Origin of the sequence: Pseudarthrobacter sp. CC12, from assembly GCF_039907755.1 — a bacterium.
Classification (GTDB): Bacteria; Actinomycetota; Actinomycetes; order Actinomycetales; family Micrococcaceae; genus Arthrobacter; species Arthrobacter niigatensis.
Map to the genome: position 1 here is coordinate 37,531 of NZ_JARDJH010000003.1, position 19,222 is coordinate 56,752.

At 66.6% G+C, this 19,222-nt stretch carries 17 protein-coding genes; 10 read left to right on the forward strand and 7 right to left on the reverse strand.

Features of this window, described 5'->3' with window-relative positions; translation table 11 throughout:
* The first annotated feature begins 109 nt into the window (after nucleotides 1-109).
* Genes PV772_RS03195 through PV772_RS03210 form a run of 4 tightly spaced genes read left to right on the forward strand, consistent with a single transcriptional unit; the run spans nucleotide 110 to nucleotide 4,867 of the window.
* Entirely contained in the window at nucleotides 110-1,531 is a 1,422-nt protein-coding gene (locus PV772_RS03195; RefSeq protein ID WP_347885335.1) for an extracellular solute-binding protein, read from the forward strand.
* Nucleotides 1,528-2,529: a sugar ABC transporter permease gene (locus PV772_RS03200; protein WP_347885336.1), complete on the forward strand. Its 1,002-nt coding sequence runs from the start codon at nucleotides 1,528-1,530 to the stop codon at nucleotides 2,527-2,529. The genes PV772_RS03195 and PV772_RS03200 overlap by 4 nt, the downstream gene beginning before the upstream one ends.
* Before the next feature lie 8 nt (nucleotides 2,530-2,537).
* Complete coding sequence (locus tag PV772_RS03205; protein WP_141159639.1) at nucleotides 2,538-3,440, forward strand: carbohydrate ABC transporter permease; 903 nt, start codon at nucleotides 2,538-2,540, stop codon at nucleotides 3,438-3,440.
* 32 nt (nucleotides 3,441-3,472) lie between these two features.
* On the forward strand, nucleotides 3,473-4,867 hold the full coding sequence (locus PV772_RS03210; RefSeq protein WP_347885337.1) for a glycoside hydrolase family 32 protein: 1,395 nt from the start codon (nucleotides 3,473-3,475) through the stop codon (nucleotides 4,865-4,867).
* A gap of 42 nt (nucleotides 4,868-4,909) precedes the next feature.
* Here the strand turns inward: PV772_RS03210 and PV772_RS03215 are convergent, their stop codons facing one another.
* On the reverse strand, nucleotides 4,910-5,998 hold the full coding sequence (locus PV772_RS03215; protein ID WP_347885338.1) for a LacI family DNA-binding transcriptional regulator: 1,089 nt from the start codon (nucleotides 5,996-5,998) through the stop codon (nucleotides 4,910-4,912).
* Between the two features lie 313 nt (nucleotides 5,999-6,311).
* On the opposite strand from PV772_RS03215, the gene menD reads away from it, so the two are divergent.
* Nucleotides 6,312-8,063: a 2-succinyl-5-enolpyruvyl-6-hydroxy-3-cyclohexene-1-carboxylic-acid synthase gene (gene menD, locus PV772_RS03220; RefSeq protein WP_347885464.1), complete on the forward strand. Its 1,752-nt coding sequence runs from the start codon at nucleotides 6,312-6,314 to the stop codon at nucleotides 8,061-8,063.
* 99 nt (nucleotides 8,064-8,162) lie between these two features.
* Here menD and PV772_RS03225 read toward each other — a convergent pair whose 3' ends face one another.
* The 4 genes from PV772_RS03225 to PV772_RS03240 form a co-directional block, all read right to left on the reverse strand.
* Nucleotides 8,163-8,939: an amino acid ABC transporter ATP-binding protein gene (locus PV772_RS03225; protein WP_141182203.1), complete on the reverse strand. Its 777-nt coding sequence runs from the start codon at nucleotides 8,937-8,939 to the stop codon at nucleotides 8,163-8,165.
* Nucleotides 8,936-9,895, reverse strand: a complete 960-nt coding sequence (locus PV772_RS03230; RefSeq protein WP_141159644.1) for an amino acid ABC transporter permease — start codon at nucleotides 9,893-9,895, stop codon at nucleotides 8,936-8,938. Before PV772_RS03230 ends, PV772_RS03225 begins: the two co-directional genes overlap by 4 nt.
* 35 nt (nucleotides 9,896-9,930) lie before the next feature.
* Nucleotides 9,931-10,884: an ABC transporter substrate-binding protein gene (locus PV772_RS03235; RefSeq protein WP_347885339.1), complete on the reverse strand. Its 954-nt coding sequence runs from the start codon at nucleotides 10,882-10,884 to the stop codon at nucleotides 9,931-9,933.
* 187 nt (nucleotides 10,885-11,071) lie between these two features.
* Nucleotides 11,072-12,472 (reverse strand): isochorismate synthase, encoded by a 1,401-nt coding sequence (locus PV772_RS03240; protein WP_347885340.1) that lies wholly within the window; start codon nucleotides 12,470-12,472, stop codon nucleotides 11,072-11,074.
* Nucleotides 12,473-12,586: 114 nt separating this feature from the next.
* Here PV772_RS03240 and PV772_RS03245 point away from each other — a divergent pair, with 114 nt between their 5' ends.
* The 4 genes from PV772_RS03245 (at nucleotide 12,587) to PV772_RS03260 (ending at nucleotide 17,041) form a co-directional block, all read left to right on the forward strand.
* Nucleotides 12,587-13,363, forward strand: a complete 777-nt coding sequence (locus PV772_RS03245; protein WP_246839898.1) for a demethylmenaquinone methyltransferase — start codon at nucleotides 12,587-12,589, stop codon at nucleotides 13,361-13,363.
* A gap of 3 nt (nucleotides 13,364-13,366) precedes the next feature.
* A complete protein-coding gene (locus tag PV772_RS03250) occupies nucleotides 13,367-14,698 on the forward strand; it encodes a geranylgeranyl reductase family protein (RefSeq protein ID WP_347885341.1) in 1,332 nt (443 codons plus the stop codon).
* Nucleotides 14,695-15,795, forward strand: coding sequence for a polyprenyl synthetase family protein (locus tag PV772_RS03255; protein WP_141159649.1), 1,101 nt, complete (start codon nucleotides 14,695-14,697; stop codon nucleotides 15,793-15,795). Before PV772_RS03250 ends, PV772_RS03255 begins: the two co-directional genes overlap by 4 nt.
* Before the next feature lie 424 nt (nucleotides 15,796-16,219).
* On the forward strand, nucleotides 16,220-17,041 hold the full coding sequence (locus PV772_RS03260) for a type IV toxin-antitoxin system AbiEi family antitoxin domain-containing protein (protein WP_347885342.1): 822 nt from the start codon (nucleotides 16,220-16,222) through the stop codon (nucleotides 17,039-17,041).
* 120 nt (nucleotides 17,042-17,161) lie between these two features.
* Here the strand turns inward: PV772_RS03260 and PV772_RS03265 are convergent, their stop codons facing one another.
* Nucleotides 17,162-17,590, reverse strand: a complete 429-nt coding sequence (locus PV772_RS03265; RefSeq protein ID WP_141159651.1) for a hypothetical protein — start codon at nucleotides 17,588-17,590, stop codon at nucleotides 17,162-17,164.
* Between the two features lie 51 nt (nucleotides 17,591-17,641).
* Entirely contained in the window at nucleotides 17,642-18,295 is a 654-nt protein-coding gene (locus tag PV772_RS03270; RefSeq protein ID WP_141159652.1) for a trimeric intracellular cation channel family protein, read from the reverse strand.
* 60 nt (nucleotides 18,296-18,355) lie between these two features.
* On the opposite strand from PV772_RS03270, the gene PV772_RS03275 reads away from it, so the two are divergent.
* The gene (locus tag PV772_RS03275; RefSeq protein ID WP_347885343.1) at nucleotides 18,356-19,213 is read left to right on the forward strand and encodes a sirohydrochlorin chelatase; all 858 of its coding nucleotides are present in this window, start codon (nucleotides 18,356-18,358) and stop codon (nucleotides 19,211-19,213) included.
* Nucleotides 19,214-19,222 lie beyond the last annotated feature (9 nt).

Consider the following 19,222-nt stretch of genomic DNA (forward strand, 5'->3'; position numbering starts at 1 on the left):
GCGTTCCGGGTTTAAGGGAAGGGCAGTACGATGCCGTCTTGATGTGATGCTTGACACGTGTTAGGTCGGTCATTTACAGTTCCTAACACGTGTTAGGAAGGAAAAGGATATGACCGGAGCCATAGACGGGCAGCTGCGGGACATCACCCGCCGTACTGCCTTGGGTGCCCTCGGCGCGGGAATCATCGGAGCAACTGTGGCGTCGTGGCCGCGGCTCTCCGGAACGGACATACCGGGCCGCGGAGACAACAGCCTCAGCATCGCCATCATGGGCACCGCCGCGGACGCCGCCGCCCGCCAGCGTGCCATCGACGCATTCACCCGCATCCACCCGGACATCCGGGTCAAGGTCCAGGCCATCCAGGCCGTTGACTGGAAAGACTTCTTCACCAAGATCCTCACCATGGTGGCCGCCGGAACCCCGCCGGACGTGGTGTACGTGGCAACCGAGGGCGCCCAGCTGTTCGCCGAAAAGCTTGCCCACCCGCTGGACGAGTACATCCGCCGCGACGCCGTGGACATGCGCGAGTTCTTCGAGGACGTCCACCCCAGCCTGGTGGAAGCCTTCATGTACAAGGGCAGCCTGTACCAGCTCCCCATGGACTGGAACGCGGCCAACATGTACTACAACACCGCCGCCTTCGCGCAGGCAGGCCTGGACCGGCCCGCGGACGACTGGACCCACATGGATTTCCGCAACAGCCTCGCAGCGATGCGCAAGGCCCGGACCTCTGACTTCACGCCCTACTACTGGACCAACCGGCTCTTCGGCGGGGTGGTGCCGTGGCTTTACGCCAACGACACCAGCTTCCTCAAGGAAACCAGGTCCGCGGGCGGCGACTGGCTGTGGGACGGCTTCTACGCCAACGATCCCTCCCGGAGCCTCCGCTCCGGCGGGTACCAGTGGCTGGAACCGAACGCCAACGACGACCGCGTGTTTGAGTCCTTCGACTACCTCCGGGGCCTGGTCAAAGACGGCCTGGGCGTCCGGCCGGAAGAAGGCGGCGGCAGTTCCCTGGTGGGCCTGTTCGCCTCCAACCGGATCGGCACCACTCCCGCCGGCGGCTACTGGGTGCAGGGACTTCATGAAGCCGGCATGGGCGCCAACGACTTTGACGTCCAGTTCTTCCCGCGCTGGAAGACCCAGCGCCACCAGTTCGGCACCGCCGGCTACGCGATCATGAAGACCGCCAAGGACAAGGACGCCGCCTGGGAATGGATCAAGTTCAGCTCCAGCCGCGAGGCCATGGAACTGATCTTCCCCAACCCGATCACCACTCCGGCGCGCCGTTCCATGGTCAACGAGCAGCTGTACGCCGGCAAGGGTCCCGCCCACTGGAAGGTCTTCTACGACACCCTGGACCGGTTCCCCACCACGGGCCCCATCCCGGCCCCGCCCCAGCAGGCCGCCGTCGAAACGGCCCTGATGAAGAACGTTTCCCTTGCCGTCAGCGGGGACGAGCAGCAGCTCAAGCAGGCCCTCGCATCCATGCAGCGCGACCTTGAACTTGCCCTGAGGAGGCAGTCATGAGCACCACCACCCCGCCCCGGGAACGGCCCAAGCGGGCGGCCGGCCGGGCAAGTACGACGACGGCCCGCACGTCCGGCACCAGCGGCACCGGCGGTGTCAGCACCACCGGCGGCCGCAGCGCAGCCAGGCACAACCAGCGCTGGCTGGCCTGGATCTTCCTGGCACCCACCATCCTGGGCATGGGCCTCTTCACTTTGATCCCCATCGTGGCCTCGGTTGTCCTGGCCTTCTTCCGCTGGGACATCATTTCGGCACCAACCTTCGTGGGCTTCGACAACTTCTCGGAAGTGGTCCAGGACCCCACCGTGCGGGTTTCCTTCCTGAATACCATCGTGTTCGTGGTGGTGGCCGTGGCACTCCAGCTGGGACTCGCCCTGGCACTGGCGGTCATGGTGCAGGAGAAGATGCCGGCATGGCTGCGGGTGTTCTTCCGGTCCGCGTTCTTCTTTCCGCTGATCCTGTCCGCCGCCTCGGTGTCCATCTTCATGCGGTACCTCTTCAACGAACAGTTCGGCGTGGTCAACTGGTTCCTGTCCCTGGTGGGCATCCCCGCCGTGCCCTGGCTGACCACCCCCGGCGGATCGGCCGCCGTCGTGATCCTGGTGTACGTCTGGCAGAACTTCGGCTTCAGCTTCCTCCTGTTCATCGGCGGACTGGCCTCCATTCCGGTCGAGACATACGAGGCAGCCGCGATTGACGGCGCCACCGGCTGGCGCAAGCACCTCCACGTGACGCTGCCGCTGCTGAGCCCCACCACCCTGGTCGCCTCGGTCATGGCCATCATCAGCGCCCTGCAGGTCTTCGACCAGCCCTACGTCCTGACCCGAGGCGGCCCCGGTGACTCCACCCGCACCGCCGTCATGGTGATTTTCGAATCAGCCTTCCAGCGGCTCGAATTCGGCCAGGCGTCCGCCATCGGCGTGCTGCTCACGCTGATCATCATGGCCATCACGGCCGCGCAATTCCGGCTCAGCAAACGATTCGTCTTCTACCAGTGAGGCCAGCCATGACAACCACAACTGACCACGGCCTGGCCGGACATTCCCCCCGGCTCTCCGAAGGCCTCCCCGTCACCACGCCCAACCGGAAGAAGTTCAATTGGAGCTTCGCCGTCCGGATCCTCCTGCTGCTGCTCGCCGCCGCGCTGACGCTCGGTCCGGTGCTCTGGACCCTGTCCACGTCGCTGCGGTCGCCGTCGGAATCCTTCAAGCTGCCGCCGTCGTTCATACCCTGGAACCCGGATTTCACCTCCTACGGGGAAGTGTTCAAGCAGCTGAATATTTTCCTGCTGGTCCTCAACAGCGCCCTGGTCACCGGCGTGATCGCGGTAGGCCAGATGGTCTCCGCCGCCTTGGCCGGCTACGCGTTCGCGCACCTGAAATTCCGCGGGCGCGGGGCGCTGTTCTCGATCGTGCTGGCCACAATGATGGTGCCCGTACAGGTGACGATCGTCCCCGTCTTCATGCTGATCCGCGGCATGGGCCTGTCCGATACCCTGCTCGCTCTGATCCTGCCGGCCATCCCGACGGCGTTCGGCACGTTCCTGATGCGCCAGTACTTCATGGGGCTGCCGGCCGAACTAGCCGAAGCCGCCTCGATCGACGGCGCCAGCCCGTGGCGGACATTCCGTTCCGTGTACGCCCCGCTGGCGATGCCCGGCATGGCGATCGTGGGAATCCTGGCATTCAACTTCCACTGGAACGAGTTCTTCCGCCCGCTGATCCTCACCATTTCCGAACAGAACTTCACCCTTCCGCTGGGCCTGGTCTCACTGCAGGGCAACCTGGGCACCGGAAGCATCTCGGTGGTCCTGGCGGGCGTGGTCCTGTCCATGATTCCCGCGCTGGTGGTCTTTATCTTCGGCCAACGCGCCCTGCAGGACGGCCTCACGGCCGGAACCGGCAAGTAAACCTCCCTCCCTCAAGCCCGAAAGGCCGTTCCATGACCTCCCCGGACCTCGCTGCCGTCCACCCCGGCACCGTCACCTTCGACGACGCAGCCGCCGCCCACCCCGATCCCGCTTTCCCCCGTTTCCACCCGCGCCCCGCGCAGGGCTGGATCAACGATCCCAATGGCATCAGCTTCATCAACGGCCGGTACCACGTGTTCTTCCAGTACAACCCGGACTCGGCCCGGCACCACAGGATCGCCTGGGGACACGTGAGCTCGGCGGACCTGGTCCGCTGGGAGGAGCACCCGGTGGCGCTCCGCCCGCAGGACGGCGGTCCGGACGAGTACGGCTGCTGGACAGGGGTGGTGACAAACGACGACGGTGTTCCCACCGCTGCGTACTCCGGCGTCCGCAGCGACGGGGGCCACTCCCAGGTGGTCATCGCCCGCGGCTCGGAGGACCTTGTCAGCTGGGAGCAGGCAGGCCACGTTGCCGCCACCATGCCAGCCGACGGACTGGTCATCGCAGTGCGGGACCCCTTCATTTTCCGCTTCAACGGCAGGCGCTACGCGATGCAGGGCGCCGGACTGGCCAACGGGCACGCCGCGCTGCTGCTCTATACCGTGGATGATTTGTCCGACTGGAAGTACCAGGGCATCTGGCTGACCTCCGAGAACCCGGTGGCCGGCACATTCACCCCGGCCGAGATCTGGGAATGCCCGCAGCTGGTGCAGGTGCCCGACACCGGCGCCCCTGGCGGGGGCACCTGGCTGATGATGTTCTCGCTCTGGCTCGCCGGCGACTCCCACGAACACGCCAACGGGGTGGGCCACCTGATCGGATCGCTGTCCGAAGACCCTGCCACAGGGCTGCCCGTGTTCACGCCGCGGACCGGCGGAAAGTCCGACCTGGGCCGCGACTTCTACGCCCCGCAAGTGGTGTCCCTGGAGAACCGGGCCCTGTTGTGGGGCTGGGCCAACGAAGGTCCGGGGCGGGACGGGCGCCGCGGCCGCAGCCAGGAAGAGATCGACGCCGCCGGGTGGGCGGGGGTCCTGACCTTCCCGCGCGAGCTTACGATAGTGGACGGTTCCCTTGCGGTCAGCCCCGCCCCGGAAGTGGATGCCTACCGCGGAGAGCTGCGCACCGGCCGGGCATCCGGGACGGTGTCGTTGCCAGCCTTCGCCGAGGCTGTGGTGAGGGCAGGCGCAGAGGGCCTGGTGGAACTGCTCCTGGTGGGGAACGGAAGCCGGCACGTGGTCTTCAGCGGCAGCGTCGACGCAGGGGAAGAACTGCGGGTGTTCGTGGACGCCTCCCTGGTGGAGGTGTACCGTACAGGCTCGGTGGCCACCACACTGCGTGCCTACCCGGCAGCGGGGGAGGAGTGGCAACTGAGCCTTCCCGCTGGGGCGACTGCGGACGTGTGGAGCCTGGCCAGGCCCGCGTAGCCCGCTCCGAACCCGTCCGGTGGGTCCCGGCCGGCGCCGCGTTCAGCGTCCGGCCGGGACCGGGCCGGTGGACTCCCTGACCACCAGCCGGCAAGGGACCAACGTCTCCCGCGCGGCGCCGGAGACGGCCGCCGCAGCCGGGCCGCCGTCGTCGGACGTTCCTTCGGGCGCCGACCCCACCTCGGCGAGCAGCGACGCCATGGCTGCCGCCCCCATTTCCCGGAGCGGCAGGGCCATGGTGCTCAGTGCCGGAACCATGGCCTTGGCGATGCGGAATTCGTCGTCGTATCCCATCACGGACACGTCCTGCGGGACGCTCAGGCCCAGGCGGTAGCAGGCCAGCACCACTCCGATGGCCAGGCGGTCGTTGGCGCACAGGATGGCGGTGGGCCGGGCGGCCGGTTCCACCCCTTCGAGGAGCTGCATGGCGCCATGGAAGCCGGCGTCGATGTCCCAGCCCACCTGGATGACGCGGTCCTGGGTGACAGGCATCCCCGCGCCGCTGAAGGCGTCGCGGAAACCCTCGATCCGGCGGGGCGCCGCGGGGGTCAGGGAATCGCCGGCGAGGAACGCGATGTCCCGGTGGCCCAGGGACATTACGTGCTCCGCGGCTTCCCGTCCGCCGCGCACTTCGTCAGGAATCACGGCCGGAAGCCCTGCCTCCGGCCGGTCATCGAAGCAGTTGGCAAGGATCGACGGGACACGCGCCATGTTTGCGGGCACGTGCAGCGGCCGCAGCCCCACGGTCACGTACATGAGGCCGTCCACCTGGCGGTCCAGCAGGGTTTCCACGGCGCTCTCGTCGCGGGACTCGTCCAGTTCGGTATCCATGACCACCGTCACGAAGCCATGTTCCCGGGCCACCGCATCCGCGCCGGCAATGATGTTGCCGTCGAACGGGCTGGTGACCACCTGGTCGGACACGATTCCGATGATGCGCGACTGCTGGTTGCGCAGGCTCAGGGCGATTTTGTTGGGGGAGTAGTTGAGCGCCGCTGCTGCCTCCCGGATCCGCTGCTGGCTTTCGAGCGCCACGTTTCCGTCGCCGCGGCCGTTCAGTACCAGCGACACGGCACTGCGCGAAACGCCTGCCAGCTTGGCGACGTCGAGGGCGGTGGCCTTGCGCTTCATTGGCGTCCTTCGGGTGCTGGGGTCTGTTGCTTGGGTGCAGTGTACCTAACTCGTGTGAGCTTCCGCTCGCTCCAACGCCCCATCACCTCCCGCCCCCTTTTCGGCAACGCCCCATCACCTCCCGCCCCCTTTTTGGGAACGCCCCATCACCTTTCGGGCCTATGAAGGCAGGAGGTGATGGGGCGTGTGGTGGATTGGGGCAGGAGGTGATGGGGCGTGTGGTGGATTGGGGCAGGAGGTGATGGGGCGTGTGGTGGATTGGGGCAGGAGGTGATGGGGCGTTGGAGGGTGGCAGACTGGTTTGGTGACTTCGTTGAACGAACCAGCCCCGGACACCCCTGGGCTGGGCAGCCCTGACGCCCCCGACGCTGAGCTAAGCGCGCTCGCTGCGGCGAGGATCGCCGTCGACGTCCTGCTCGACGGCGGCGTGCGGCACGTGGTGGTATCGCCGGGTTCGCGGTCGGCCCCCATGGCATACGCCCTCGCCGAAGCCTCTGCCGCGGGCCGGGTGGACCTGCTGGTCCGGATCGATGAGCGCTCGGCAGGCTTCACCGCACTTGGCCTGGCCCTTTCCAGCGGCTCGCCCGCGGCCGTCCTCACCACGTCCGGGACCGCCGTTGGAAACCTGATGCCCGCCGTGATGGAAGCCAACCACGCCGCCGTCCCGCTGATTGTCCTGTCGGCAGACCGGCCGGATGAGCTCCGCGGAACCGGAGCCAACCAGACCACCGTGCAGCCGGACCTCTTTGGCGAGCACGTCCGGTTCGCCGCCGACGTTCGGGCCGGCAGCAACCCCAAGCGGGCCATCCAGACCGGACTCTCAGCGGCAACTGGCGCATTCCCGGACTTTCCGCCGGGCCCGGTCCAGCTCAACCTCGCGTTCCGCGACCCGCTGGTTCCCGCCCCTGACGAGGGGCTCCCCGGGGCCGTTGAGCGGCAGCGTTATCGGGTAGGATCCGAGCCGCTGGTCATGAACCTGCCGCCGGCCCCGGACACCCTGCCGGAGCGGCGAACGGTGGTGCTCGCAGGGCACGACGCCGGTCCGGTTGCCGAAGCATTCGCCCGCGCCCACAACCTGCCGCTGCTCGCAGAGCCCTCCTCCAACTCCCGCTTTGGGCCCAACGCCGTAGGCCCGTACCGGCTGCTGCTGGAACATTTCCGGGCCGGTTCCGCGCAGCCTGTCGAGCGCGTGGTGCTGTTCGGCCGGCCCACGCTGTCCCGTCCCGTGGCGGCGCTGCTGGCCAGTGCCGACGTCGAATCCGCCCTGTACCAGCCCGTCCCGGTGGCCTGGTACGAGCCGGGACGGCGCACCGAGCTCCCACTGGAGAACCTCGCGGACCTCGCCGCGTTCGCCGGCCGCGGTGCCTCCGATTGGCTGGACACGTGGCTCCTGGCTGGATCGGCCGCGCAGCACGCGCTGGACCGGGTGGTGTCCGCGGAGGCCGCCGCTACCGGGCCGTCCGTGGCCGCGCTGGTCTGGAAACACTCACGCGGCCAGCTGCTGCTCGGTTCCTCCAACGGCATCCGCGACGTTGACCTCGCCGGACTTCCCGGCGCGGATCCAGCCGCCACCGTGTACGCCAACCGGGGCCTGGCAGGCATCGACGGCACCATCTCCACCGCCACCGGCATCGCCCTCGGCGGACGGCAGCAGACCACCGTCCTGCTGGGCGACGTGACCTTCCTGCACGACGTGGGCGGGCTCCTCCTTGGCGCCGGTGAAGAACAGCCGGACCTGCGGATCGTGGTCCTGAACGATTCCGGCGGCGCCATCTTCAGCTTGCTCGAGCACGGGGGAGTGGAGGAGGCCGGCCGCTATGGAGACGCCGTAGAGCGCCTCTTCGGCACCCCGCACTCCGTGGACATCGCGGCACTCGCCGCAGCGTACGGCGTCGGGCATTCCCTGGTGAGTACGACGGCGGGACTCGCCGAGGCGCTGGACCGGCCAGTGCAGGGGCGCAGCATCGTGGAGGTCCGCACGGACCGCCGGGCGCTGCGGGAGCTCCACGCCCGGATCAAGGAAGCAGTCTCCGCCGCCGTTGAGGCTGTGCTGGCGGGGCAGTAGCTTTCGACGCGCACAATCCGCTGTGGCACGGAAATGCCCTGCCGCTGCCGGAATACCGGTAGCGACAGGGCATTTGCGCGTCGGAAGTGAGGAACTGAGTCAGAGCACGCGGCCCAGGAACTCCTTGGTGCGCGCGTGCTGCGGGTTGGCGATGATCTCGCGGGGATCGCCCGATTCCACCACCACACCGCCGTCCATGAAGGTCAGCGTGTCGCCCACCTCGCGGGCGAAGCCGATCTCGTGGGTCACCACGATCATGGTCATGCCGGACTTGGCCAGGTCCTTCATCACGTTCAGGACATCGCCCACCAGCTCCGGGTCCAGCGCCGAGGTGGGCTCGTCGAACAACATGAGTTCCGGGTCCATGGCCAGGGCCCGGGCGATGGCAACGCGCTGCTGCTGGCCGCCCGAGAGCTGCGACGGGTAGTGGCCTGAGCGGTCCGCCAGCCCCACCCGGTCCAGCAGCTCAAGCGCACGCTTCTGGGCGGCAGCCTTGGACTGGCCCTTGACATGCACCGGCGCTTCCATGACGTTCTGCAGCGCGGTCTTGTGCGGGAACAGGTTGAACCGCTGGAACACCATGCCGATTTCGCGGCGCTGGGCGGCGATTTCCTTGGTCTTGAGGTCGTGGAGCTTGCCGTTGACCTCACGGTAGCCAATCAGCTGGCCACCTACGGAAATCCGCCCGGCGCTGATGCTCTCAAGGAGGTTCACGCAGCGCAGCATGGTGGACTTGCCGGAACCCGAGGGCCCGATCACCACCGAAACTTCGCCCTGGTTGACGGTCATGTCGATGCCCCGGAGCACATGGTGGTGCCCGTAGTACTTGTGGAGGCCCTCGATCTTGACCAGCGGCTTTTCTGCTGTGACGGTCATCGTGCACTCTCCTCGGGGAAGTCCGTTTCCATCGACCGTCCGCCGTCCTGGCTCAAGGCCACGCGGGCCGACTTGGCCACCGGCTTGCCCGCCGGCGCGAGATTGTCGACGCCCTTGCCGTAGTACGCCTCAATGTAGTGCTGGCCCACCATCAGGATGCTGGTGATCACCAGGTACCAAATGGCGGCCACGATCAGCAACGGAACCGGAAGGTAGGTCCGGTTGGCCAGGGCGTTGGTGGCGAAGGTGAGGTCCAGGGTGAACGGCACGGCCAGGACCAGCGAGGTGGTCTTCAGCATGCCGATGGTTTCGTTGCCCGTGGGCGGAACAATGACGCGCATGGCCTGCGGCAGGATGATCCGCCACATGATCTTTGTCTTGCCCATGCCCAATGCCTCGGCCGCCTCCATTTGGCCGCGGTCAACGGACTTCAGGCCGGCGCGGAAAATTTCCGCGAGGTAGGCCGATTCGTTCAGGCCAAGGCCCAGGATGGCTGCCACGGTGGCGTTGATGACTGCCGCGGTGTCCAGGCTGAAGAGCTCGGGTCCGAACGGCACGCCCGCGCTGATCTTGGGGTACAGAACCGAAATCAGGCCCCACAGCACCAGCTGGGTGTAGACGGGTGTTCCACGGAAGAACCACACCCACACCCAGCTGGACCAGCGGAATACGGGATTGTCGGACTGGCGCATGAACGCCAGCAGGATGGCCAGGACGATGGCCAGGACCATGGAAGTGACCGTCAGCAGAAGCGTCCAGCCCACGCCCTGGACCACCTTGACGTCCAGGATGTAGGTGCCCACCACATCCCAGCGGAAGTTGGGGTTGGTAAACAGGCTCTGCAGGAACAGAACGACCAGCGCCAGGATGATGAAAGCGCTGATCCAGCGGCCCGGGTGCCGCACCGGCACCGCTTTGTTCAGTACCGGTGCGTCGTCCTTATGCTGGCCGTCCATGTGCGCACCTGACTTGTCGTCGGTAACGCGAAAACTCAAGACTTAACCGCCGGGTTGACCTCGGACTTGGTGATGGCACCTTCGGAGTTGCCCCAGCCGTCCAGGATCTTCTTGTAGGAGCCGTCTTGCATCAGCTTGGTGACGGTCTTCTGGATGACCTCTGCCCAGGCGGTATCGGCCTTGGCCACGGCGATGCCCTGCGGAGCGGAATCGTAGACGTCGCCCAGCTTCTCCAGCTGGCCGTTGGTCTGGGTCAGCGCGTAGCCGATGATGGGGGAGTCCGCAGCCATCGCATCGATGCTGCCGTTCACCAGGCGGGTGGTGACATCGGTCTGGTTCTTCAGGGTGACGATGTCAATGGGCTTCTTGCCGTCAGCCACGCACTTCTTGTTGCGGTCGGCCAGGTCCGGATCTTCCTGGACGGTGCCGGTCTGCACACCGATGGACTTGCCGCACACGTCGTCCAGGGAGAACTTGCTGGGGTTGCCCTTCTTCACGGCCCAGGCGGTCCCTGCGTTGAAGTAGCTGACCATGTTCACGGCGCCCAGGCGCTCCGGGTTGATGGTGAACGATGAGATGCCCAGATCGTACTTGGGGCCGAGGGCCGGAAGGATGCCGGTGAACTCCGCGGTCTGGACCTGGACCTTGAGGCCGAGGGTGGCGCCGATGGCCTTGGCGATGTCCACGTCGTAGCCGACAGGTGTCTGGCCGTCCGAACCGAGGAACTCGGCCGGGGCGTAGCTGGTGTCGGAGCCAACCGTGATGGTGCCCTTGGACTTGATGGCGTCCGGGACCATGGCGGCCAGGGCGTCGTCCTTCTTGACGGTGGTGGGATCAAAGCTGGCGCTGGCGCTGCCCGAGGAGGTGGCCGCGCTCGAGGGACCCGTTTCCGAGGCGTTGGTGCATGCTGAGAGAGCCAGGGCGCTGATGGCGATCATAGTGGCGGCGGTCAGCTTGGAGGTGCCCAGGAGGGTACGGGGAGTCTGCATTTCTTACCTTTTGTTGCAGGGGCTATGAGGTACTAACGCGGCTTATAGTGTAACGCTCAACAAGAGAGGTACGTCACACGCAACTAAGTTTCACTATTGGATAACTGTAGCGGTGACAAAATCAAGCCTTCCAGGGCAGGAGCCGTCTGTCATCCCAGACTCCCTGTCCGCTCGGGGGCGGAAAATGTCAGCTGCCGATGCCCAGGGACTCCAGCATCGGCCGGAACTTGGCCCACGTCTCGGCCAGTTCGGCCTCCGGCTGCGAGCCGTCAACGATCCCGCAGCCGGCATACAGCCGCACGGTTTCGGGGGACTCGATGACCGCGCCGCGCAGGGCGATGCCCCACTCGCCGTTGCCGGCCGCATCCAGCCAGCCCACCGGACCGGCGTACGGCCCGCGGTCCAGGTGCTCCAGCTTGCGGATCAGTTCCCCGGCAACCAGCGTGGGGGTCCCGCAGACAGCAGCGGTGGGGTGCAGCGCATTGATCAGGGCCAGGCAGGTGGGCACGTGGCCTTCCACCTCGGTGAGCTCGGCCTTCACGTCGGAGGCCAGGTGCCACACGTTGGGCAGCTCCAGGATGAAGGGTTCGTCGTGGGCGTTCATCGCCTCGGAGAACGGCGCCAGCTGCCTGGTCAGCGACTGGATGGCGATCTCATGCTCATGCCGTTGCTTTTCGGAACCAGCCAGGACGCGTGTGGCGTAGTCCATTGGCGGGCCGTCCTCGCCGTGCGCGTCGCGGCGGTCCAGGGTGCCGGCCAGCACGCGGGCCTGGGCGGTGCGTCCCTCCACCTGGATCAGCATCTCGGGTGTGGCCCCCACCAGGCCGTCCACGCCATAGGTCCAGCATTCGCGGTATCTGGCGGCGAGCTCGCGCAGTACATCGGCGGCATGTACGCCGGAAGGAATAGTTGCCACGACGTCGCGGGCCAGCACCAGCTTTTCCAGGGCGCCTGTGCGGATTTCGGCAACACCGGCGGCCACGGCCTCCATCCAGGCTTCCTCGCTAAGGGAACCCGTGTGCAGCGTTGCGCCGGCCGCCAGCGGGAGGGGGCGGACGACGGCGCCGCCCACCTGGCCGGGCACGTCACCGCCGGAAGCGTCCCCGGCTGAGTCTCCTGCCGGCGTCGTGCCTTCCGTCGCCGGCGCAGCGGACGGACCGCCGCCCAGCCAGCGGTCCAGCGCGGCGAGGGCTGTCACTTCGGTAAGCGGGCCGCCCTCGAACGTCAACTGGGTAAGCCATGCCTGGTTGTCCCGCACGCCCACCACGATCTCCGGCACGATCAGCCGGGACTCGTGGGCCGAAGTCTTGGAGAAAGCGAAAGAGCCGAAAGCGACGGGTCCGGTGCCTGGCAACTCGACAGCGTCCGACACCTCGGCCTCCAGGACCAGGTGCCGCCACCAGATGTCCGCTTCAAGGAACCGGTCCGGCCCGGTGGCAGTGAAGCGCGCAATCTCGCCGAAGCCTGCCAGCCCGGCTTCCCGGCGGGTCCAGCACAGGACATCGTCCCTGACCAGAAACGACGGCAGTCCCCCGGGGAATGCTTTGCCATCCAGGGGGACTGTCAGGGTGCGGAACGTGCTCGTCATGATGAGACAACACTACTCTCGCGTAAGCCGCGGCCTTTCCGGCGCCGGGACACCCTCCGGAGGAGCGCGGCGGGGCTGGTCAGCACCGTCAGGAACATTTGAGACAATGTCATGGTGAACCGAGCATCCTTGGATAAGCGTCCGGACGAAGTAGCCACGATGTTTGACGACGTCGCCCCGAAGTACGACGTCGTCAACGATGTCCTCTCCATGGGACAGACCCGCCGCTGGCGGAAGATCGTGGTGGACGCGATGGAAGTCTCCAAGGGCCAGCGGGTCCTGGACCTCGCGGCCGGAACCGGTACCTCCAGCGAACCGTATGCCGACGCCGGAATAGACGTAGTGGCCTGCGATTTCTCCCTGGGCATGCTCAAGGTGGGCAAGCGCCGCCGCCCGGACATCGACTTCATTGCCGGTGACGCCACCAACCTGCCGTTTGCCGACAACACCTTCGACGCCACCACCATCTCCTTCGGCCTGCGGAACGTGAACGAACCGAAGAAGGCGCTGGCCGAGATGCTGCGCGTCACCAAGCCCGGCGGCCGCCTGGTCATCGCCGAGTTCTCGCAGCCGGTGGTTCCGCTGTGGCGCACCATGTACACCGAATACCTGATGCGCGCCCTGCCGGCCATCGCCGTCAAGGTCGCCTCCAACCCGGACGCGTACGTCTACCTCGCCGAATCCATCCGCGCCTGGCCGGACCAGGACCATCTGGCCGCATGGCTGCAGGAATGCGGCTGGGAAAAGGTCACCTACCGCAACCTCACCGGCGGCATCGTGGCGGTGCACCGCGCGTTCAAGCCGGCCAATTCCTCGCCCGACGGCGCTGCTGCCGCCATCGCCGCGCACAAGGGCCCGGTGGCCAAGCTGCGCCGCAACACCGTCCGCTGACCTGTGAAGGTACTGATTGTCGGCGCGGGTCCGGCCGGATCCACCGCCGCGTACTACCTTGCCAAGGCCGGCCTTGACGTCACGGTCCTGGAAAAGACGGCGTTTCCGCGGGAGAAGGTTTGTGGTGACGGGCTGACGCCCCGCGCCGTCCGCGAGATCCAGAAGCTCGGCCTGCCGCACCCGGAGAACGACGGTTGGCGCCGGAACAAGGGGCTGCGCCTGATCGCCGGCGGCCGTACCATCGAGCTGCCCTGGCCCGAGGTGTCCGACTTCCCGCAGTACGGGCTGATCCGGACCCGGCTTGGCTTTGACGAGGAACTGGCCCGGCATGCAGAGTCCGCGGGGGCAAGGCTGCTGGAGCGGCACAGCGTCACCGAGGCACTGCGCTCCGAGGACGGCCGCGTGACCGGTGTCCGCGCAGCGCTCCTGGACGAGTCCGGGCGCAAGACGGGGGAGACGCGCGAGTTCACTGCCGACGTCGTCCTCGCCGCCGACGGAAACTCCACCCGCACCGCCGTCTCCCTGGGCATCCAAAAGCGCGACGACCGCCCGCTGGGCGTCGCCGTGCGCACCTATTTCACCTCCCCGCGCACCGATGATGACTGGATGGAGGGCTGGCTGGAACTCCCCGGCCGCGACGGAAAACTGCTCCCCGGCTACGGCTGGGTGTTCGGCGTCGGCGACGGCACCTCCAATGTTGGCCTGGGCATCCTGAACTCCTCCAAGGAATTCGGCAAGCTCGACTACAAGCAGGTCCTGCGCGAATGGACCGCCGGGATGCCTGCTGACTGGGGCTTCACCCCGGAGAACCAGGTGGGCGAAATCCGCGGCGCGGCCCTGCCCATGGGCTTCAACCGCACCCCGCACTACTCGCCGGGACTCCTGCTCCTGGGCGACGCCGGCGGCATGGTGTCCCCGTTCAACGGCGAGGGCATCTCCTACGCCATGGAGTCCGCCCGGTTCGCCGCCGAGTTCATCATCGACGCCTCTTCACGCACGGCTGCTTCGGGCGGAGCGTACGACGCCGATGCGCACCTTTCGCGGTACGCGGACTACGTGCGCGGCCAGTGGGGCTCGCACTTCACCCTCGGCAGGGCCTTCGCCGCGCTGATCGGAAAGCCCGCCGTCATGAAGCTTGCCCTCCGGACCGGCATGCCTGTTCCGGTGCTGATGCGGTTCGTGGTCCGGCTGCTTGCGAACCTCACGGACCCCTCCGCGAAGGGCTTCGAGGACCGGGTGATCCGCGTCCTGGAATCACTGGTTCCGGCCACATCCAATACCCCGTCAGCTCCGAACCAGCGGTATCCGCAACAAAAAGTTAGGGTTAACCCGTGACCAACTCCGCAGACCACAGCTGGACGCACGCCGGGCACGGCCTGCCGGACTCAGAACCCAGCCTCAACACCACCGCCATCGCCACGGGCCTCCAGCTGCCTGCAGGCTTTGCGGCCATCGCGGGGGACGCCGAGCTGGGCCCGGCCATCACCAACAACCTCGCCAAGGTGGAGAAGAAGCTCCGCGAAGCCATCGCCAACTCAGACCCGCTGGCCGACGCGACGTCGCGGCACCTGGTGGAAGCCGGCGGCAAGCGGATCCGGCCCCTGCTGACCCTGCTCTGTGCCCACCTCGGCGACGCATCGCTGCCCGCCGTGGTCCAGGCCGCCGTCGTGGTTGAGCTGACGCACCTGGCCACCCTGTACCACGACGACGTCATGGATTCCGCCCCCTTCCGCCGCGGCGCTCCTACGGCCCACGAAGTCTGGGGCAACTCCGTCGCGGTCCTGACCGGCGACCTGATCTTCGCGCGGGCATCCATCCTGGTGTCCGAGCTAGGAGGCCGCGCGCTGGGCATCCAGGCCCGCACGTTCGAGCGGCTGTGCCTGGGCCAGCTGCACGAGACCGTGGGCCCGCGGCCCGACGAGGATCCGGTGGAGCATTACCTGTCCGTGATCGCGGACAAGACCGGCTCGCTGGTGGCTGCGTCCGGCCAGTTCGGTGCCATTTTCTCCGGCGCCGACGAGGCATACGAGGACGTGCTGGTGGAGTACGGCGAGAAGGTGGGCGTTGCCTTCCAGCTCGCGGATGACGTCATTGACGTGACGGGCGTCAAGGTCAAGTCCGGCAAGTCTCCGGGAACCGACCTGCGCGAAGGGGTACCCACCCTGCCGGTGCTGCTCCTCCGCAAGGCTGCCACTGATGGTGACCAGTCCGCCGTCGACCTTCTGAAGCTGATTGACGGCGACCTGTCCTCGGACGAGGCCCTTGCCGCCGCCGTTGCAGGGCTGCGGGAGCACCCTGTTACCGCGGAGTCCTGGGTGGTGGCACGGCAGTGGGCCAAGGAAGCCATCGAAGCCCTTGCTCCGCTGCCCGAGGGCGTGGTCAAGGAGTCGCTGTCCAACTTCGCGCTGGCCGTGGTGGACCGCGCCAGCTGATTACTGTTCGTTAGGAGCCCGGTACCTCTGGATGATCCAGCCGCGAGGTGCCGGGCTTCTTCGTGTGCCGGCCCGGCCGTGGCAGCAGGGCTTAACGGGATAGCCCCGGCCCGCAACAACCGAAGCTGCTGTGAACCGGGGCTATCTTTCCGTTCGCATCAGACCCGCCGGAGGCGTTTAGCGGATCCGTGAATAGCTTATGACAGGTTTGTCACAGTACGCAAGTCCTGTGTAACTGCATCTGTCAAAAAAGTTTTGCCGCTGGGTCTGCCCGCGTTTCAGCGGCGGAGGTAGACCAGCATCGGCATGTTGCGGCGGCGCGCCCCGTGGGTTCCTCGAACCCGGGAAATCCCGGCCGCGGTCGTTATGCACATGGCCCGCCTCGTGCCTTCTGGCGGAAGCGACAATCCGCTGTGCTGGCTGCATGGACCTTCGCCGATTTTTGGAGAATGCCGGCTCTGTGGCCCGCACGCAAACGATCCTGAGAGCTGGATTTTCAGACCGGGAGATCCGCAATGCGGCCGCTTCAGGTGAAGCTTGCCGTCTCCGGCATGGAGTGTTGGCCCTGCCGGGCGCACCCTCCGACCTTGTGACTGCAGTCCTTGGTAATGGACTGCTGACCTGCGCGTCGGGCGCTACCCGCCAAGGGCTCTGGTTGCTGCACCAGCCGGATCAAGTCCACCTGTTATGCCGGCACGTCGGACCACAAAACACTGTGGTGCACCGCGAATCGCTGGTTCCGCACAGAACCGCGGAGCCCGTCGCAAGCATCACGGACATACTCATTCACGGGTTGCGCTGCCTGCCGGAGGTCGAAGCGGCGGTAATGGTGGAGAGTGCGGTGCGGCAGGGCGTGACTACGTTGCCCTACTTGCGCCAGCGCCTGCCCGGAAACCGGAACGGAGCTGCCCGGAAGGTGCTGGATCTGGTTGACGGCACGGCTGACTCGGCCATTGAGGTTGTGGCCCGCCTCCTCTTTCGTGCTGCAGGAATTTACACCCAGACCCAGGTCGACTTGCCAGGGATCGGCCTCGTGGATTTCCTCCTCGAGGGATTCCTGATCGTGGAGATCGACGGCCGCAGCCACCTGGAGCCGCGGCAAGTCAAGAAGGACCGCTTGCGGAATAACGCCAGTATCCTCACTGGCTATGCCGTCCTGCGGTACGGATACGCCGACGTCGTCTACAACCCCGAAAAAGTGGTTACCGAGGTTTGGCAGGTGCTTAGGGGCAGGGTAATCCGCTGAAATTCCCCGGCTGTCAATCGCAAAGCCGGGGACTCGCGGGCAGAACCGGGGAACACGCCGTCGACACCCTGCAAAGGTGGGGAAATTCAGCGAGGGCGCCCAGCCCAGGGGCGGGGAGGTTTACTCTTCCTCTTCGTCCTCGAACGCCCACTCGAACATGTCGAAGACGAACTCGGAGAAGGTGCCTTCCTCGGACTTCCACTGGCCGCGGGCGTTATTGCGGCGGTACACGATGGGGTCCGGGATGCTGAGGTCGCCTACGCGGAAGCCCCAGGTGAACGCTTCCTCTTCGTCCTCGAGGAACATGAGGAAGCCTTCGTCGTCGACCTCGAGCTCTTCGGGGTCCCAGAAGTAGTGGTATGCCTCCATCAGGTCCTCGCAGCCGCCAAGGGCCAGGTAAAACTCCCGCAGGACCAGGGGAATCTCAAACTGGTGGTCGGCCAGGGCCTTGTCCAGCTCCTCGGGAGTCAGGCCGTCGGCTTCCTGCCATTCATCCTCGAGGTACTTCGGAACAAGCGCACGGAACTTCTCGAGGAACATGTCAGTCATGCTCATATCCTAGCCAATCCAAGGGCTCCCAAAATGACATGGAAACCAACGTCACAGCCCCGAATCGGTTGGCCGGCGGTGCCACCCGCGAACCGCCAGCGGCGCCTGCCAGGAGCGCCGCCAGGCCAGGACGCGGAACGTGAAAACCAATGCCGCGATGCCGGCGGCGGTCAGGACGTTGAACACGCCCAGCACCCACAGCACGGCAGTGCATGAGGCACCCACAAATGCAGGCAACGCGTAGATGTCCTTGGGGTTGAAAAGCTCCGGAACCTCATTGGCGGTGATGTCGCGGAGCAAACCGCCGCCCACGGCCGTCGTCACCCCGAGCAGAACCGAAGCTACCGGGTTGAGGCCGGTGGCGAGGGCCTTGACCGTCCCTGTCATGCAGAAGAGTGCCAGGCCGGCAGCGTCGAACAGCGTCAGCAGCGACGTGTAGCGCTGGACGCTGGAGAACAGGAAATACACCAATGCCATGGCCAGCAGCGGCGGCGCGAGGTACGCCGGGTTGGTGAACGCAGCCGGAACAATACCCAGGACGATGTCGCGGATCACGCCGCCGCCCAGGCCCACCAGGGAGGCCAGCAGCAGTGACCCCACGATGTCGATCTGCTTCCGTGCCGCCAGCAGTGAGCCCGAAACGGCAAAGAAGAACACGCCCAGCAGATCCAGCCATACCGGGGAGTTGTCAAAGGCGAATGTCATGCGGCGTCCTGCTGTTTCAAAGAGGGCGGACAGGGCGGCTCCAACGTTACGCTAGCCCGTATGAACAGCCCCATCATGATCGCGTGTGCCCATGGGACGTCCAACACACAGGGGGCCGCAGAGGTCAACGCCCTGCGTGCCGCCATCGCGGAGCTTCGGCCGGGCCTTGATGTCCGTGAGGCTTATGTCGATGTCCAGCAGCCCGACTTGGTGGACGTGGTGGCGGGGCTGCCGGAGGGCAAGGCTGCGGTGGTGGTGCCGCTGTTGCTGAGCGTCGGGTACCACGTGAAAGTCGACATTGCGCGTGCGGTCAAGAGCCGCCCCGGCAGTGCCGCAGCGGCCCCGCTGGGGCCGGACCCGCGCCTCGCCGCCCTGCTGGACCAACGGCTGCGCGAGGCCGGCACCACCGACAATGACGTCGTGGTCCTGGCTGCCGCGGGCTCGTCGAATCCCAATGCCGCGGTCAGCGTCGAGGAACTGCTGGGCCAGCTGCGGCAGCTCCGGTCCAACCGGATGGTGGCCGCCTATGGTGCCTCGGCCCAGCCTTCAGTGCCCGACGCCGTTGCGATGCTCCGCGAGGAACTCGCCGGGGGTGCCGGCGCGGGGGATTCCGCGGGGGCTGTTGACGTCGGCGGCCGGGTGGTGATTGCCTCCTACCTCCTGGCGCCGGGCTTCTTCCACGACCAGCTGGCCAAGGCAGGTGCCGACGTCGTGACCGAACCCCTGCTGCCGTCCCCGACGCTCGCGGAGATCGCGCTGGACAGGTACGACGCCGCCGTCGCCACCATGGGCGAAACGCCCGGGGAGGCACCCGCAGCGGCCGCGGGTGAAGAGCCAAATGAGGCTTCCCCCGATGCACAGCGAAGTGGGTTCTTCAAGGTCCTCCGGCGTTTCGTGACGAAATATTTCCCTAGGTGACTTAGCGTT

What these genes read in the sequence shown, in the direction of transcription:
- PV772_RS03235 (WP_347885339.1), bottom strand. Translation starts at nt 10,884, where the DNA reads ATGCAGACTCCCCGTACCCTCCTGGGCACCTCCAAGCTGACCGCCGCC.
- PV772_RS03195 (WP_347885335.1), top strand. Translation starts at nt 110, where the DNA reads ATGACCGGAGCCATAGACGGGCAGCTGCGGGACATCACCCGCCGTACT.
- PV772_RS03270 (WP_141159652.1), bottom strand. Translation starts at nt 18,295, where the DNA reads ATGACATTCGCCTTTGACAACTCCCCGGTATGGCTGGATCTGCTGGGC.
- PV772_RS03210 (WP_347885337.1), top strand. Translation starts at nt 3,473, where the DNA reads ATGACCTCCCCGGACCTCGCTGCCGTCCACCCCGGCACCGTCACCTTC.
- PV772_RS03200 (WP_347885336.1), top strand. Translation starts at nt 1,528, where the DNA reads ATGAGCACCACCACCCCGCCCCGGGAACGGCCCAAGCGGGCGGCCGGC.
- PV772_RS03225 (WP_141182203.1), bottom strand. Translation starts at nt 8,939, where the DNA reads ATGACCGTCACAGCAGAAAAGCCGCTGGTCAAGATCGAGGGCCTCCAC.
- PV772_RS03215 (WP_347885338.1), bottom strand. Translation starts at nt 5,998, where the DNA reads ATGAAGCGCAAGGCCACCGCCCTCGACGTCGCCAAGCTGGCAGGCGTT.
- PV772_RS03240 (WP_347885340.1), bottom strand. Translation starts at nt 12,472, where the DNA reads ATGACGAGCACGTTCCGCACCCTGACAGTCCCCCTGGATGGCAAAGCA.
- PV772_RS03260 (WP_347885342.1), top strand. Translation starts at nt 16,220, where the DNA reads ATGGACCTTCGCCGATTTTTGGAGAATGCCGGCTCTGTGGCCCGCACG.
- PV772_RS03265 (WP_141159651.1), bottom strand. Translation starts at nt 17,590, where the DNA reads ATGACTGACATGTTCCTCGAGAAGTTCCGTGCGCTTGTTCCGAAGTAC.
- PV772_RS03230 (WP_141159644.1), bottom strand. Translation starts at nt 9,895, where the DNA reads ATGGACGGCCAGCATAAGGACGACGCACCGGTACTGAACAAAGCGGTG.
- PV772_RS03275 (WP_347885343.1), top strand. Translation starts at nt 18,356, where the DNA reads ATGAACAGCCCCATCATGATCGCGTGTGCCCATGGGACGTCCAACACA.
- PV772_RS03205 (WP_141159639.1), top strand. Translation starts at nt 2,538, where the DNA reads ATGACAACCACAACTGACCACGGCCTGGCCGGACATTCCCCCCGGCTC.